Annotated in this window: 14 protein-coding genes; 11 read left to right on the top strand and 3 right to left on the bottom strand. The window is 52.0% G+C overall.

The window, feature by feature from the left end; all coding sequences use genetic code 11:
- Positions 1-8 precede the first annotated feature (8 nt).
- From lepB to shoB, 7 genes are all read left to right on the top strand, one after another.
- Positions 9-983: a signal peptidase I gene (gene lepB / locus ACJHYW_RS09990; RefSeq protein WP_000002529.1), complete on the top strand. Its 975-nt coding sequence runs from the start codon at positions 9-11 to the stop codon at positions 981-983.
- A 272-nt stretch (positions 984-1,255) separates the two neighbouring features.
- Positions 1,256-1,936 (top strand): ribonuclease III, encoded by a 681-nt coding sequence (rnc, locus tag ACJHYW_RS09985; protein ID WP_001068343.1) that lies wholly within the window; start codon positions 1,256-1,258, stop codon positions 1,934-1,936.
- Positions 1,933-2,838, top strand: coding sequence for a GTPase Era (gene era / locus ACJHYW_RS09980; protein ID WP_000020737.1), 906 nt, complete (start codon positions 1,933-1,935; stop codon positions 2,836-2,838). The genes rnc and era overlap by 4 nt, the downstream gene beginning before the upstream one ends.
- Before the next feature lie 11 nt (positions 2,839-2,849).
- Positions 2,850-3,578 (top strand): DNA repair protein RecO, encoded by a 729-nt coding sequence (gene recO, locus ACJHYW_RS09975; protein WP_000399393.1) that lies wholly within the window; start codon positions 2,850-2,852, stop codon positions 3,576-3,578.
- 11 nt (positions 3,579-3,589) lie between these two features.
- The gene (pdxJ, locus tag ACJHYW_RS09970) at positions 3,590-4,321 is read left to right on the top strand and encodes a pyridoxine 5'-phosphate synthase (protein WP_001309669.1); all 732 of its coding nucleotides are present in this window, start codon (positions 3,590-3,592) and stop codon (positions 4,319-4,321) included.
- Positions 4,321-4,701 carry a holo-ACP synthase gene (gene acpS, locus ACJHYW_RS09965; RefSeq protein WP_000986048.1) on the top strand — a complete coding sequence of 127 codons (381 nt, stop codon included), beginning with the start codon at positions 4,321-4,323 and terminating at the stop codon, positions 4,699-4,701. Before pdxJ ends, acpS begins: the two co-directional genes overlap by 1 nt.
- A 420-nt stretch (positions 4,702-5,121) precedes the next feature.
- A complete protein-coding gene (shoB, locus tag ACJHYW_RS09960; RefSeq protein WP_000128776.1) occupies positions 5,122-5,202 on the top strand; it encodes a type I toxin-antitoxin system toxin ShoB in 81 nt (26 codons plus the stop codon).
- A gap of 193 nt (positions 5,203-5,395) precedes the next feature.
- Here shoB and yfhL read toward each other — a convergent pair whose 3' ends face one another.
- Positions 5,396-5,656, bottom strand: coding sequence for a 4Fe-4S dicluster ferredoxin YfhL (gene yfhL / locus ACJHYW_RS09955; RefSeq protein ID WP_001196294.1), 261 nt, complete (start codon positions 5,654-5,656; stop codon positions 5,396-5,398).
- A gap of 55 nt (positions 5,657-5,711) precedes the next feature.
- On the bottom strand, positions 5,712-6,560 hold the full coding sequence (locus tag ACJHYW_RS09950; RefSeq protein ID WP_001296301.1) for a MurR/RpiR family transcriptional regulator: 849 nt from the start codon (positions 6,558-6,560) through the stop codon (positions 5,712-5,714).
- A gap of 208 nt (positions 6,561-6,768) precedes the next feature.
- On the opposite strand from ACJHYW_RS09950, the gene yfhb reads away from it, so the two are divergent.
- Together yfhb and tadA are read left to right on the top strand one after the other, a co-directional pair.
- Positions 6,769-7,404, top strand: coding sequence for a phosphatidylglycerophosphatase C (gene yfhb, locus ACJHYW_RS09945; protein WP_000190644.1), 636 nt, complete (start codon positions 6,769-6,771; stop codon positions 7,402-7,404).
- Positions 7,405-7,461: 57 nt separating this feature from the next.
- Positions 7,462-7,965, top strand: coding sequence for a tRNA adenosine(34) deaminase TadA (tadA, locus tag ACJHYW_RS09940; RefSeq protein ID WP_001301544.1), 504 nt, complete (start codon positions 7,462-7,464; stop codon positions 7,963-7,965).
- Here tadA and mltF read toward each other — a convergent pair.
- On the bottom strand, positions 7,962-9,518 hold the full coding sequence (gene mltF / locus ACJHYW_RS09935) for a membrane-bound lytic murein transglycosylase MltF (RefSeq protein WP_410233358.1): 1,557 nt from the start codon (positions 9,516-9,518) through the stop codon (positions 7,962-7,964). The two genes, tadA and mltF, sit on opposite strands and share 4 nt — an antisense overlap.
- 256 nt (positions 9,519-9,774) lie before the next feature.
- Here mltF and purL point away from each other — a divergent pair, with 256 nt between their 5' ends.
- Positions 9,775-13,662, top strand: coding sequence for a phosphoribosylformylglycinamidine synthase (purL, locus tag ACJHYW_RS09930; protein ID WP_000970176.1), 3,888 nt, complete (start codon positions 9,775-9,777; stop codon positions 13,660-13,662).
- A 574-nt stretch (positions 13,663-14,236) separates the two neighbouring features.
- Positions 14,237-15,664, top strand: a complete 1,428-nt coding sequence (gene qseE / locus ACJHYW_RS09925) for a two component system sensor histidine kinase QseE/GlrK (RefSeq protein WP_024179492.1) — start codon at positions 14,237-14,239, stop codon at positions 15,662-15,664.
- Positions 15,665-15,828: the final 164 nt, after the last annotated feature.

Raw genomic sequence — 15,828 nt, 5'->3', positions numbered from 1 at the left:
GAGTTGGCATGGCGAATATGTTTGCCCTGATTCTGGTGATTGCCACACTAGTGACGGGCATTTTATGGTGCGTGGATAAATTCTTTTTCGCACCTAAACGGCGGGAACGTCAGGCAGCGGCGCAGGCGGCTGCCGGTGACTCACTGGATAAAGCAACGTTGAAAAAGGTTGCGCCGAAGCCTGGCTGGCTGGAAACCGGTGCTTCTGTTTTTCCGGTACTGGCTATCGTATTGATTGTGCGTTCGTTTATTTATGAACCGTTCCAGATCCCGTCAGGTTCGATGATGCCGACTCTGTTAATCGGTGATTTTATTCTGGTAGAGAAGTTTGCTTATGGCATTAAAGATCCTATCTACCAGAAAACGCTGATCGAAACCGGTCATCCGAAACGCGGCGATATCGTGGTCTTTAAATATCCGGAAGATCCAAAGCTTGATTACATCAAGCGCGCGGTGGGTTTACCGGGCGATAAAGTCACTTATGATCCGATCTCGAAAGAGCTGACGATTCAACCGGGATGCAGTTCCGGCCAGGCATGTGAAAACGCGCTGCCGGTCACCTACTCCAACGTGGAACCGAGCGATTTCGTTCAGACCTTCTCACGCCGTAATGGTGGGGAAGCGACCAGCGGATTCTTTGAAGTGCCGAAAAACGAAACCAAAGAAAATGGAATTCGTCTTTCCGAGCGTAAAGAGACACTGGGTGATGTGACGCACCGCATTCTGACAGTGCCGATTGCGCAGGACCAGGTGGGGATGTATTACCAGCAGCCAGGGCAACAACTGGCAACCTGGATTGTTCCGCCGGGACAATACTTCATGATGGGTGACAACCGCGACAACAGCGCGGACAGCCGTTACTGGGGCTTTGTGCCGGAAGCGAATCTGGTCGGTCGGGCAACGGCTATCTGGATGAGCTTCGATAAGCAAGAAGGCGAATGGCCGACAGGTGTGCGCTTAAGCCGCATTGGCGGCATCCATTAATAGCCCATCTTCGTTCACGTTGTCGCCGTTATGGCGACAACGTGAATTATTTATGAGATAAATCTCCCGTGGCTAACGACATCCCCCGTCGTTGTGTATAGAATATTCCCCCGAAGTTTAAGGTTGGCACCTCCAGGTTGCCACGGCACACGAAACAGCGTTGGTCCCCATATACCGGTAAACTGAAACTGCAGCGAAGCAGTTAGCAGAACCATGTATATCAGGTCTGTTTCGTGTGCTGAATTGTTGACGCATTTATTTATTGGTATCGCATGAACCCCATCGTAATTAATCGGCTTCAACGGAAGCTGGGCTACACTTTTAATCATCAGGAACTGTTGCAGCAGGCATTAACCCATCGTAGTGCCAGCAGCAAACATAACGAGCGTTTAGAATTTTTAGGCGACTCTATTCTGAGCTACGTTATCGCCAATGCGCTTTATCACCGTTTCCCTCGTGTGGATGAAGGCGATATGAGCCGGATGCGCGCCACGCTGGTCCGTGGCAATACGCTGGCGGAACTGGCGCGCGAATTTGAGTTAGGCGAGTGCTTACGTTTAGGGCCAGGTGAACTTAAAAGCGGTGGATTTCGTCGTGAGTCAATTCTCGCCGACACCGTCGAAGCATTAATTGGTGGCGTATTCCTCGACAGTGATATTCAAACCGTCGAGAAATTAATCCTCAACTGGTATCAAACCCGTCTGGACGAAATTAGCCCAGGCGATAAACAAAAAGATCCGAAAACGCGCTTGCAAGAATATTTGCAGGGTCGCCATCTGCCGCTGCCGACTTATCTGGTAGTCCAGGTACGTGGCGAAGCGCACGATCAGGAATTTACTATCCACTGCCAGGTCAGCGGCCTGAGTGAACCGGTGGTTGGCACAGGTTCAAGCCGTCGTAAGGCTGAGCAGGCTGCCGCCGAACAGGCGTTGAAAAAACTGGAGCTGGAATGAGCATCGATAAAAGTTACTGCGGATTTATTGCTATCGTCGGACGTCCGAACGTTGGCAAATCCACATTGTTGAATAAACTGCTGGGGCAGAAGATCTCCATCACCTCCCGCAAGGCGCAAACAACTCGTCACCGCATTGTGGGGATCCATACTGAAGGCGCGTATCAGGCGATCTACGTTGATACCCCTGGCCTGCATATGGAAGAAAAACGCGCCATTAACCGCCTGATGAACAAAGCGGCGAGCAGCTCTATCGGCGACGTTGAGCTGGTGATTTTTGTCGTAGAAGGCACCCGCTGGACGCCGGACGATGAAATGGTGCTCAACAAACTGCGCGATGGCAAAGCGCCGGTAATCCTCGCGGTGAACAAAGTGGATAACGTGCAGGAAAAAGCCGATCTGCTGCCACACTTACAGTTCCTGGCAAGCCAGATGAACTTCCTCGATATCGTGCCGATCTCTGCCGAAACCGGGTTGAATGTTGATACTATTGCGGCAATTGTGCGTAAGCATCTGCCTGAAGCGACTCATCACTTCCCGGAAGATTACATCACCGATCGCTCACAGCGTTTTATGGCGTCTGAAATCATCCGCGAAAAACTGATGCGTTTCCTCGGCGCTGAACTGCCGTACTCCGTGACCGTGGAGATCGAACGTTTCGTCTCTAACGAACGCGGCGGTTATGACATCAACGGTTTGATTCTCGTTGAGCGTGAAGGGCAGAAGAAGATGGTTATTGGCAACAAAGGGGCCAAGATCAAAACCATCGGGATTGAAGCGCGTAAAGACATGCAGGAAATGTTCGAAGCGCCTGTTCACCTTGAGCTGTGGGTAAAAGTGAAATCCGGTTGGGCCGACGACGAACGCGCACTGCGCAGTCTCGGTTACGTTGACGATCTTTAAGAGTAACTCCGATGGAAGGCTGGCAGCGCGCATTTGTCCTGCATAGTCGCCCGTGGAGCGAAACCAGCTTGATGCTGGACGTCTTCACGGAGGAATCGGGTCGCGTGCGTCTGGTTGCCAAAGGCGCACGCTCTAAACGCTCTACTCTGAAAGGTGCATTACAGCCTTTCACCCCTCTCTTGCTACGTTTCGGCGGGCGTGGCGAAGTAAAAACGCTGCGCAGTGCTGAAGCCGTCTCGCTGGCGCTGCCATTAAGCGGTATCACGCTTTACAGCGGTCTGTACATCAACGAACTTCTCTCCCGCGTACTGGAATACGAGACGCGCTTCTCTGAACTCTTTTTCGATTACTTGCACTGCATTCAGTCACTTGCAGGTGCCACTGGTACGCCAGAACCCGCGCTGCGCCGCTTTGAACTGGCACTGCTCGGGCATCTGGGCTATGGCGTCAATTTTACCCATTGTGCGGGTAGCGGCGAGCCGGTAGATGACACCATGACGTATCGTTATCGCGAAGAAAAAGGGTTTATCGCAAGCGTCGTTATCGACAATAAAACGTTCACCGGAAGGCAGTTAAAAGCGTTAAACGCGCGGGAATTTCCTGACGCAGACACACTGCGCGCCGCGAAACGCTTTACCCGCATGGCGCTTAAGCCGTATCTTGGCGGTAAACCATTAAAGAGCAGGGAACTGTTCCGGCAGTTTATGCCTAAGCGAACGGTGAAAACACATTATGAATGATGAGGATTGTCATGGCTGAATTACTGTTAGGCGTCAACATTGACCATATTGCAACGCTGCGTAACGCACGCGGTACTGCTTACCCGGATCCGGTGCAGGCGGCGTTTATTGCCGAGCAGGCGGGAGCAGACGGCATTACCGTGCATTTACGTGAAGATCGCCGCCACATTACCGACCGCGATGTGCGCATCCTGCGTCAGACGCTGGATACCCGCATGAATCTGGAGATGGCGGTGACCGAAGAGATGCTGGCGATCGCCGTTGAGACGAAGCCACATTTTTGCTGTCTGGTACCGGAAAAGCGTCAGGAAGTAACAACCGAAGGCGGCCTGGACGTCGCAGGGCAGCGTGACAAAATGCGCGATGCCTGTAAACGTCTGGCGGAGGCCGGGATCCAGGTTTCTCTGTTTATCGACGCCGATGAAGAGCAGATCAAAGCTGCGGCAGAGGTTGGCGCACCGTTTATCGAGATCCACACAGGTTGCTATGCTGATGCCAAAACTGACGCCGAACAGGCGCAAGAGCTGGCGCGTATCGCCAAAGCCGCGACCTTTGCCGCTAGTCTCGGTCTGAAAGTTAACGCTGGTCACGGTCTGACCTATCACAACGTGAAAGCCATTGCCGCCATCCCTGAGATGCATGAACTGAATATCGGTCATGCCATTATTGGTCGTGCAGTGATGACCGGACTGAAAGATGCGGTGGCAGAAATGAAGCGTTTGATGCTGGAAGCGCGTGGCTAATGGCAATATTAGGTTTAGGTACGGATATTGTGGAGATCGCTCGCATTGAATCGGTGATCGCCCGATCCGGTGAGCGCCTGGCACGCCGCGTATTAAGCGATAACGAATGGGAAATCTGGAAAACGCACCACCAGCCAGTGCGTTTTCTGGCGAAGCGTTTTGCTGTGAAAGAAGCGGCGGCAAAAGCGTTTGGCACAGGGATCCGCAATGGTCTGGCGTTTAATCAGTTTGAAGTATTCAACGATGAGCTCGGCAAACCACGGCTACGTCTATGGGGTGAGGCATTAAAACTGGCGGAAAAGCTCGGCGTTGTAAATATGCATGTAACGCTTGCCGATGAGCGCCACTATGCTTGTGCCACGGTAATTATTGAAAGTTAAAAAAATACCGTTCTCTTTATAAAGTAAAACCCCCGAACTGGTAAGGAACGGGGGTTTTACTTTTTAACTTTAATTTTGTGCAGCACACGATTCCAACGAAAATGATTATGGATCAATTTAGTTGACCTGTACAAGCAACTTGCAATCTCTGACATAAAAAACGCGAGCCTTTACGAAGAAATCGACATTGATGAAAAGATTAACGTGACCGCTTTTTGATAAGTACATTAAAATCGGTTTCGTTATTGGCAATTTTGCTGTGCTTTACACCATGCCACTGAATTCCCCCATTGAAACGAGTGGTGTCGTCAAAGCTCTGGTGTGGAGTGCAGCACTCGATTCCAATAACTCGCACGTTCAGTTTTGGGGTGATGTAAGGACTAATCTGAACGGCTGCATTCCTTGTTTAAGGAAAAACGAATGACTGATTGCCGATACCTGATTAAACGGGTCATCAAAATCATCATTGCTGTTTTACAGCTGATCCTTCTGTTCTTATAACATAAGGAAACGTACTTAAGGCGCGTCAGGTTAACCAGCCAGGCGCGCCTTTAATAATTAAACGTAAGTGTCGGCGTATATATTATCGGAATTCATTTAATGAATATATTCATTAATGATATCATGGAAATTAATATATAACTTTCGCTTTTATACGAGCAAATAAGTAATATCCTGCTCATAGATCAAAATATTAAATCTTATCCGCGTGGTGCATCAGCACAAATTTATCCCACAACTGCTCTTCTGTCTCGACATGCGCCGGATCTTTCACAATGGTATTGGGGATCGGGCACACCTTCTGGCAGGTGGGCGTCTCGTAGTGACCTACGCATTCGGTACACTTATCGCTGTTAATCTCGTAGATATGTTCACCCATCGAAATCGCCTCATTCGGGCATTCGGGTTCACACATATCACAATTGATGCATTTTTTAGTGATTAACAGCGCCATAAGGAAACTCTCAAAACAACACAAACCGGGCGGGCATTATACGCGCATTCTTTACTCAGACCAGTTTTTTCACCAGCGCTTCGCTATGACGAATACGTTCTGGTGCCAGTTCCAGATCCTGCTGAATCAGCGCAATGAACAGCAAATCCGTTAACATTCCCTGCGCGTGACAAGCAGAGATTGAAGCACTGTTTGTCGCTTGTTCTTCGGCAATGGTATACAGGCAATGAGAAGCACGCTGTTGCAGGGCATTGGGAGTAAAGCCGGTAATCGCCAGCACTTTTCCGCCCACTCGCAGCATCTCATCTGCCGCCAGGTTTAACTCGCGCCGTACACCGGTGTAGGAAATGGCTAATAACAGATCGTCAGGGGACGACGCCTGTACTGTAGCGAGTAGCGCATGCATATCGCGCACTGCGGCAGCATTGAAGCCAATCTTCATCAGCTTCCAGGCAAAGTTTTGCGCCACCAGACCCGAAGCGCCAATACCGGTCAGAATTATCCGCCGCGCAGAGCGCAACATTGCTACGCATTCATGCAGTTTCTCTTCACTATTAACGTTTAACGTTGCGTACATTGCGGCAGTATTTTCTTTAATCAGTTTTTCGCCGACCAGCCGTAACGGATCATCACCGCGGATTTGGTTATGAATGGGCACGGAGGGAGATTCCGGCTGGCTTGCCAGCGCTTCACTCAACGCCAACTTTAGTGCCGGAAAACCTTTATAGCCGAGTTTTTGCGCGAACTTCACGACGCTGGACTGACTGACTCCGGCTTCGTTGGCCAGTTGCTGAGAGCTTAAATGGCGCGCCGTATCAGGTTGTAGCAGCAGATAATCCGCCAGTTTTTTATCACTCTGGGCAAGCCCCTGGTAACGCTGACGGATACGAAGTAAGCCGTTCATATCTTTCCTCGCGATGAAATAGTGGCGACAACAGGCAATATGAGACACACGCGAGTGAATTTTATATTCCATTGCCGCTAATTGCCATGAATTAAAAATTCCAGTTAGCCATGATGCGGTCGATTGTTGCCGGAAAAGTGATGATCTATCTGTTAGGCTATGTAGTAGCGAAAATTAATCAGGATGTTTCAGTCCAGAGGAGTATGGTTTGGCAACTCACGAGCGTCGTGTGGTGTTTTTTGACTTAGATGGAACATTGCATCAGCAGGATATGTTCGGTAGTTTTTTACGTTATTTACTGCGTCGCCAACCGCTGAATGCGTTACTTGTTCTGCCGTTGTTGCCGATCATAGCCATTGCGTTATTGATAAAAGGTCGTGCGGCACGCTGGCCGATGAGTCTGCTTCTGTGGGGATGCACTTTTGGTCACAATGAAGCACGTTTACAGGCGTTGCAGGCCGATTTCGTACGCTGGTTTCGTGACAATGTTACCGCCTTTCCGCTGGTTCAGGAGCGATTAACCACCTACCTGTTAAGTTCCGATGCTGATATCTGGTTGATTACCGGCTCTCCGCAGCCGCTGGTTGAAGCGGTTTATTTCGATACGCCCTGGCTGCCGCGGGTTAATCTTATCGCCAGTCAGATTCAGCGTGGCTATGGTGGTTGGGTATTGACGATGCGTTGCCTCGGGCATGAGAAGGTCGCGCAACTGGAGCGCAAAATCGGCACGCCGCTGCGGCTGTACAGTGGCTATAGCGACAGTAATCAGGACAACCCGCTGCTTTATTTCTGTCAGCATCGTTGGCGAGTAACCCCGCGCGGTGAACTCCAGCAACTGGAATAGAGTAAAGCATAGCGTCCGTGTATAATGCGCCGCGCTTTTATAACCGGAGTTTTCTTTTTGTCTGAAGTCGAATTTAGCCACGAATACTGGATGCGTCATGCAATGACGCTGGCGAAGCGTGCCTGGGATGAGCGGGAAGTACCGGTCGGCGCGGTATTAGTGCATAACAATCGTGTTATTGGCGAAGGCTGGAACCGTCCGATTGGTCGACATGATCCCACCGCACATGCAGAAATCATGGCCCTGCGGCAGGGCGGTCTGGTGATGCAAAATTATCGACTGATCGACGCCACGTTGTATGTCACGCTTGAACCCTGTGTAATGTGTGCCGGAGCGATGATCCACAGTCGCATTGGTCGCGTGGTCTTTGGTGCGCGTGACGCGAAAACTGGCGCTGCGGGATCTTTAATGGATGTGCTGCATCATCCGGGTATGAATCACCGGGTGGAAATTACCGAAGGAATACTGGCGGATGAGTGCGCGGCGTTGCTCAGTGACTTCTTTCGCATGCGCCGCCAGGAAATTAAAGCGCAGAAAAAAGCGCAATCCTCGACGGATTAATTTTGTTTCTCTTCACTCCCTTTCCTGGAAAACAGCAGAGAGGGAGAGTGGGTCAAATAGTTTGATGACGACTGGGAAAGAAACGAGAGAAAAGGAAATTTCTCTTTGCCCAACTCCGTAGGCGATACCGCCGGATAATCCTGCGCCAGTTGCATCGCCGCTTCTGTAGCCTGCTTCTCTTTCTCTTGCAGATAACCCACCAGGCTAATCTGATACTTACGAATATTTTCGACATAAGCGTAGGCTTCATGCCCACGAGCGTAGCCGTAAGTCAGCTTGCTGTAATAGGGTTTCTGGCTAAGTAAAGGCAGACGCTGTTTTACGTCAGCCCAACTGTCAGGATTCCCTTTGGTTTTTGCCGTCAGAGCGCGGGCATCCAGCATATGCGCATAGCCCATATTGTACGCGGCGAGGGCAAACCAAATCCGTTCGTTCTCCGGCACACTTTCCGGCACTTTACTCATCATATCCTGCAAATAACGCACGCCGCCGCTGATGCTCTGTTCGGCATCGGTACGATCCGTAATGCCGAGGCTTTGCGCGGTGTTTTTGGTTAACATCATCATGCCGCGCACACCCGTCGGTGAAGTGGCCTGCGCATCCCAGTGCGATTCCTGATAAGCAATAGCGGCCAGCAAACGCCAGTCAATTTCTTCGGCGTATTTCTCAAACAGGGGCTTTAACTGCGGCAGTACCGCATCGACGGCGCGTAAAAATGTGCGCGTATCGACGTAATCAAAATCATCGCCATGCCCCAGGTATTTCTCTTCAATGCGTGCCAGTGTACCGTCTTCATTCATTTCGTTGAAGAAGTCGAGCAGGGCGGCGGAAAGGGTATTATCGCCATCTAACGGGCTAAACCAGGTCATCGGTTGTTCATCGGTGATATCGAGCGCTACGGCGAGTTCCGGGTGAACGCGCTGAAACAGGCTGATGGCGACAGAATCAGCAATGGTGTAATCGAGTTTTCCTTCGATGACATCTTCCATTAATTCCGCAGAGCCTTTTTTGTCGTCTACCTTCCAGCTTAATTCCGGGAATTTTGTGTCTTTCAGGGTCTGGAGATCGTTAACCACCACGTGACCCGGTGCAACGGTGAGTTGCTCCGCCGTCAGGTTGCCCAGCGTACGTGGGCGATACTGACCCACTTTATAAACCAGTTGTTGTGACACGGAATAATAGGTAGGACCAGGCTGATAATTTTTTACCCGCTCACTGTTATAGACCAGTCCTGCCGCCAGCAGGTCGGCGTTACCATTATCGAGGTCGTCAAACAGCTGGCTGATATTCTGCCGCACGGTCACTTTCAGTTTTACACCGAGGTAATCGGCAAACTGTTTCGCCAGTTCGTAATCCAGGCCAAAAGGTTTCCCGTTGATTTCGTTATAAGTCAGGGGAGTATGAATGGTGCTCACACGCAACTCTCCCCGCGCTTGAATGGCGGCGATACGGTTGTCGGCTTTACCAAACCAGGGAATGGATGGCCAGAGAGCGACCGCGAGCAGCAGTGCCAGAATGCCGATGAACAGATAATTAATCTTTAATTTTTTCAATTAGTTAATTCTCTGTGTCGTGCGCGTCCCAGCTTGAAAAAACGTAATAATAGTGAAAGGTTTACTCATAAATGAGCGGCATTTTGCGTAAACCTGCGCCAGATGGCAACTTATTACAGCCATTGGCGGCACGCGTTGCTAATTCACGATGGTGATTTTATTTCCACGCAAACGGTTTCGTCAGCGCATCAGATTCTTTATAATGACGCCCGTTTCCCCCCTTGGGTACACCGAAAGCTTAGAAGACGAGAGACTTATGATGGAAATTCTGCGTGGTTCGCCTGCATTGTCGGCATTCCGAATCAACAAACTGCTGGCACGTTTTCAGGCTGCCAGGCTCCCGGTTCACACTATTTACGCCGAGTATGTCCATTTTGCTGACCTCAATGCGCCGTTAAACGATGATGAGCACGCACAACTTGAACGCCTGCTGAAATATGGCCCGGCACTCCCCAGCCACGCCCCGCAAGGCAAACTCCTGCTGGTGACCCCGCGTCCTGGCACCATCTCTCCCTGGTCTTCGAAAGCGACCGATATCGCCCATAATTGCGGTCTACAACAGGTAAACCGCCTTGAGCGCGGCGTGGCTTACTATATAGAAGCCGGTACGCTGACCAATGAACAATGGCAGCAGGTGACCGCTGAACTGCACGACCGCATGATGGAAACGGTCTTTTTTGCTTTAGATGATGCAGAGCAGTTGTTTGCTCATCATCAGCCAACCCCGGTCACCAGCATTGATTTGCTGGGGCAGGGCCGTCAGGCGCTAATCGACGCTAACCTGCGTCTTGGTCTGGCGCTGGCGGAAGATGAGATTGACTATCTGCAGGATGCGTTCACAAAGCTTGGTCGTAACCCGAACGACATCGAGCTGTATATGTTCGCGCAGGCGAACTCCGAGCACTGCCGTCACAAAATTTTTAACGCCGACTGGATTATCGACGGTGAACAGCAGCCGAAATCGCTGTTCAAGATGATCAAAAACACCTTCGAAACCACGCCAGACCACGTTCTCTCTGCTTATAAAGATAACGCCGCCGTCATGGAAGGGTCTGAAGTGGGCCGCTACTTTGCTGACCACGAAACGGGCCGCTACGATTTCCATCAGGAACCGGCGCATATTCTGATGAAAGTCGAAACTCACAACCACCCGACGGCGATTTCTCCGTGGCCGGGCGCAGCTACCGGTTCCGGCGGTGAAATCCGCGATGAAGGTGCCACCGGCCGCGGCGCGAAGCCGAAAGCTGGCCTGGTCGGTTTCTCCGTATCCAACCTGCGAATTCCTGGCTTCGAACAGCCGTGGGAAGAAGATTTCGGTAAACCTGAGCGCATTGTTACCGCGCTGGACATCATGACCGAAGGCCCGCTGGGCGGTGCGGCGTTTAACAACGAATTTGGTCGTCCGGCACTGAATGGCTACTTCCGTACTTATGAAGAAAAAGTGAACAGCCACAATGGCGAAGAGCTGCGCGGTTATCACAAACCGATCATGCTGGCGGGCGGGATCGGCAACATTCGTGCCGATCACGTACAAAAAGGCGAGATCAACGTTGGTGCGAAGCTGGTCGTTCTCGGCGGCCCGGCAATGAACATCGGCCTTGGCGGCGGCGCGGCGTCTTCTATGGCATCTGGTCAGTCTGATGCGGACCTCGACTTTGCTTCCGTACAGCGCGACAACCCGGAGATGGAGCGTCGCTGCCAGGAAGTGATCGATCGCTGCTGGCAGCTTGGCGACGCGAACCCGATTCTGTTTATCCACGACGTCGGCGCGGGTGGTCTTTCTAATGCTATGCCGGAGCTGGTGAGCGACGGCGGGCGAGGCGGTAAATTTGAACTGCGCGATATCCTGAGCGACGAACCGGGCATGAGCCCGCTGGAAATCTGGTGTAACGAATCCCAGGAACGCTACGTGCTGGCGGTTGCTGCCGATCAGTTACCGCTGTTTGACGAACTGTGTAAGCGTGAGCGCGCGCCATACGCGGTGATTGGTGAAGCGACCGAAGAACTGCATCTTTCTCTGCACGATCGTCATTTTGATAATCAGCCGATTGATCTACCGCTGGACGTACTGCTTGGCAAAACGCCGAAGATGACCCGCGATGTGCAAACGCTGAAAGCGAAGGGTGATGCGCTGGTTCGTGAAGGGATTACCATTGCTGACGCGGTGAAACGTGTGTTACATCTGCCGACTGTGGCGGAGAAAACCTTTCTGGTGACCATCGGCGATCGCAGCGTAACCGGCATGGTGGCGCGCGATCAGATGGTGGGTCCGTGGCAGGTGCCGGTCGCTAACTGCGCGGTCACTACCGCCAGCCTCGATAGCTACTACGGCGAAGCGATGGCGATTGGCGAGCGTGCGCCGGTTGCGCTGCTGGATTTCGCCGCCTCTGCCCGTCTGGCGGTCGGTGAAGCGTTAACCAATATTGCCGCAACACAGATTGGCGATATCAAACGCATTAAACTTTCCGCCAACTGGATGGCGGCGGCAGGCCACCCTGGTGAAGATGCGGGCCTGTATGAAGCCGTTAAAGCTGTGGGCGAAGAACTTTGTCCGGCGCTGGGCCTGACGATCCCGGTGGGTAAAGACTCTATGTCGATGAAAACCCGCTGGCAGGAAGGTAACGAAGAGCGCGAAATGACGTCGCCGCTGTCGCTGGTGATTTCTGCATTTGCCCGTGTGGAAGATGTGCGTCACACCATCACGCCGCAGCTTTCTACCGAAGATAACGCATTACTGCTGATTGATCTGGGCAAAGGCAATAACGCGCTGGGCGCAACGGCGCTGGCGCAGGTTTATCGTCAGCTTGGCGACAAACCGGCAGATGTACGTGACGTTGCCCAACTGAAAGGCTTCTATGACGCGATTCAGGCGCTGGTTGCACAACGTAAGCTGCTGGCATATCACGACCGCTCTGATGGCGGCCTGCTGGTAACGCTGGCGGAAATGGCCTTTGCTGGTCATTGTGGCATTGACGCAGATATCGCCTCTCTGGGTGACGATCGCCTGGCGGCGTTGTTTAACGAAGAACTGGGTGCGGTGATTCAGGTTCGTGCCGCTGATCGTGAAGCGGTCGAGTCCGTACTGGCGCAGCATGGGCTTGCGGATTGCGTCCATTATGTAGGGCAGGCGGTTTCCGGTGACCATTTTGTGATTACTGCCAACGGGCAGACTGTATTTAGCGAAAGCCGCACCACGTTGCGTGTCTGGTGGGCAGAAACTACCTGGCAGATGCAGCGTCTGCGTGACAACCCGGAGTGTGCTGACCAGGAGCACCAGGCGAAATCAAACGACGCCGATCCGGGCCTGAATGTGAAACTGTCGTTCGATATCAACGAAGATGTGGCAGCACCGTATATTGCCACTGGCGCACGTCCGAAAGTTGCCGTACTGCGTGAGCAGGGCGTGAACTCGCATGTTGAAATGGCGGCAGCTTTCCACCGTGCAGGCTTCGATGCAATCGATGTGCATATGAGCGACCTGCTGGCTGGACGCACGGGCCTGGAGGATTTCCACGCCCTGGTCGCGTGCGGTGGTTTCTCCTACGGTGATGTGCTGGGTGCCGGTGAAGGTTGGGCGAAGTCTATCCTGTTCAATGACCGTGTACGCGATGAGTTTGCAACCTTCTTCCACCGTCCGCAAACGCTGGCGCTGGGGGTATGTAACGGTTGCCAGATGATGTCTAATCTGCGCGAACTGATCCCAGGTAGTGAGTTGTGGCCACGTTTTGTGCGCAATACCTCCGATCGCTTTGAAGCGCGTTTCAGCCTGGTTGAAGTAACCCAAAGCCCGTCTCTGCTGTTGCAGGGGATGGTGGGCTCGCAAATGCCGATTGCTGTCTCTCACGGTGAAGGGCGCGTGGAAGTGCGTGATGCGGCGCATCTGGCGGCACTGGAAAGCAAAGGGCTGGTGGCACTGCGCTATGTCGATAACTTCGGCAAAGTCACTGAAACCTACCCGGCTAACCCGAACGGTTCTCCGAATGGTATTACGGCGGTCACGACTGAAAGTGGTCGAGTCACTATTATGATGCCGCACCCGGAACGTGTTTTCCGTACTGTCAGCAACTCCTGGCATCCGGAAAACTGGGGCGAGGATGGGCCGTGGATGCGTATTTTCCGCAATGCACGTAAGCAATTGGGATAAGCCGTCAACCCATTGGTTTTGCAGCCGGATGAGGCATTCACGCCGCATCCGGCATTAAGCACCAACCGCTATTATAAGCTCCCAACTTCGGGAGCTTTTTTGTGTCTGTAAATCACGACAATGGGTGGTTTACCGTGTCGCTTTCTGGCGACACTTAACTGATTGATTTTAATATTATCTAATAAGTTTATCTTAAGTTGTCTCTTTTTAGCGACACGGTGGCTGATTTACAGCCAAATAGCGGAGAAGCCATAAACCCCTCAAAGCAGCGTATAATCAGTACGTTACCAAACTATTTTCTTTATTGGCACAGTTACTGCATAATAGTAACCAGTGGCTCATTCACCGACTTATGTCAGCCCCTTCGGGACGTGCTACATAAAATTCGAATGACGCACAACAAGGTGCCTGCCGTCCAACTTCTGATATCAGCGTAGCTATATCAACCCTCGGGCGAAACGTCGAGTTAGGCACCGCCTTATTCCATAACAAAGCCGGGTCATTCCCGGCTTTGTTGTATCTGAACTTCCCCTCGGTTAGCATCAGGCTATTCGCGTCTGACGAGAGTAACACCTTGAAACGCTGGCCCGTTTTTCCCCGCTCATTACGACAACTGGTAATGCTGGCATTTTTGCTGATTCTGCTACCCCTGTTGGTGCTGGCATGGCAAGCCTGGCAAAGCCTGAATGCGCTTAGCGATCAGGCGGCGCTGGTTAACCGCACTACGCTTATTGATGCCCGGCGTAGTGAAGCGATGACCAACGCGGCGCTGGAGATGGAGCGTAGCTACCGTCAGTATTGCGTGCTGGACGACCCTACGCTTGCGAAGGTTTATCAAAGCCAGCGCAAGCGTTACAGCGAAATGCTCGATGCCCACGCAGGCGTGCTGCCGGACGATAAACTCTACCAGGCATTACGTCAGGATTTGAATAATCTGGCTCAACTTCAGTGTAACAACAGCGGTCCCGATGCTGCCGCCGCCGCGCGTCTGGAAGCCTTTGCCAGTGCCAATACCGAAATGGTGCAGGCCACGCGCACAGTGGTGTTCTCTCGTGGGCAGCAACTTCAGCGTGAAATCGCCGAACGTGGGCAATATTTTGGTTGGCAATCGCTGGTGCTATTTCTGGTGAGTCTGGTGATGGTACTGCTTTTCACGAGGATGATTATCGGTCCGGTGAAAAATATCGAGCGCATGATCAACCGGCTGGGGGAAGGGCGTTCTCTGGGCAATAGCGTTTCGTTCAGTGGACCGAGCGAGTTACGCTCGGTTGGGCAACGTATTCTTTGGTTAAGTGAGCGCCTGTCATGGCTGGAATCCCAACGCCATCAATTTTTAAGACATTTATCTCATGAATTAAAAACGCCACTGGCGAGTATGCGCGAGGGCACTGAATTACTGGCTGACCAGGTTGTCGGGCCGCTTACGCCAGAGCAAAAAGAGGTGGTGAGCATTCTTGATAGCAGCAGCCGCAATTTGCAAAAACTGATCGAACAACTGCTTGATTACAACCGTAAACAGGCGGACAGTGCGGTGGAACTGGAGAATGTTGAATTAGCACCGCTGGTGGAGACAGTAGTTTCTGCTCATAGCCTGCCCGCACGGGCTAAAATGATGCATACCGACGTCGATCTCAAAGCAACAGCTTGCCTGGCGGAGCCAATGCTGCTGATGAGCGTACTGGATAATCTTTACTCCAATGCGGTGCACTACGGGGCTGAATCCGGTAACATTTGCCTTCGCAGCAGCTTACATGGTGCGCGGGTTTATATTGATGTCATCAATACAGGCATACCCATTCCGCAAGAGGAACGCGCCATGATCTTCGAACCCTTTTTTCAAGGAAGCCACCAGCGAAAAGGGGCGGTGAAGGGCAGCGGTCTGGGATTAAGCATTGCCAGGGATTGTATTCGCCGTATGCAAGGGGAACTGTATCTGGTCGACGAGAGCGGGCAAGATGTTTGTTTCCGCATTGAATTACCGTCGTCGAAAAACACGAAATAATGCTAACAGCCTATCCCATCAGGCTATTTTATTTGCCAGTTTGGCCCCGGGCAGTGCTCGAAATCTTCACGTACGACATGTACGCTCCGGTTTCTCCGCGCTGTCCATGTCCAAACTGCCTGCAACAATTACGCCCACTGGGATAGGCTTTAAGTCTGGTGAAT

Source organism: Escherichia sp. WS3063, assembly GCF_046486595.1.
GTDB lineage: Bacteria > Pseudomonadota > Gammaproteobacteria > Enterobacterales > Enterobacteriaceae > Escherichia > Escherichia coli.
The sequence above is the reverse complement of the archived record's forward strand: the minus strand, read 5'-3'. Positions and strand labels throughout refer to the sequence as shown.

Coding starts and splice junctions, on each gene's coding strand:
- ACJHYW_RS09950 (WP_001296301.1), bottom strand. CDS start 6,560: ATGAACGGCTTACTTCGTATCCGTCAGCGTTACCAGGGGCTTGCCCAG.
- yfhL (WP_001196294.1), bottom strand. CDS start 5,656: ATGGCGCTGTTAATCACTAAAAAATGCATCAATTGTGATATGTGTGAA.
- purL (WP_000970176.1), top strand. CDS start 9,775: ATGATGGAAATTCTGCGTGGTTCGCCTGCATTGTCGGCATTCCGAATC.
- era (WP_000020737.1), top strand. CDS start 1,933: ATGAGCATCGATAAAAGTTACTGCGGATTTATTGCTATCGTCGGACGT.
- shoB (WP_000128776.1), top strand. CDS start 5,122: ATGACTGATTGCCGATACCTGATTAAACGGGTCATCAAAATCATCATT.
- pdxJ (WP_001309669.1), top strand. CDS start 3,590: ATGGCTGAATTACTGTTAGGCGTCAACATTGACCATATTGCAACGCTG.
- acpS (WP_000986048.1), top strand. CDS start 4,321: ATGGCAATATTAGGTTTAGGTACGGATATTGTGGAGATCGCTCGCATT.
- rnc (WP_001068343.1), top strand. CDS start 1,256: ATGAACCCCATCGTAATTAATCGGCTTCAACGGAAGCTGGGCTACACT.
- recO (WP_000399393.1), top strand. CDS start 2,850: ATGGAAGGCTGGCAGCGCGCATTTGTCCTGCATAGTCGCCCGTGGAGC.
- lepB (WP_000002529.1), top strand. CDS start 9: ATGGCGAATATGTTTGCCCTGATTCTGGTGATTGCCACACTAGTGACG.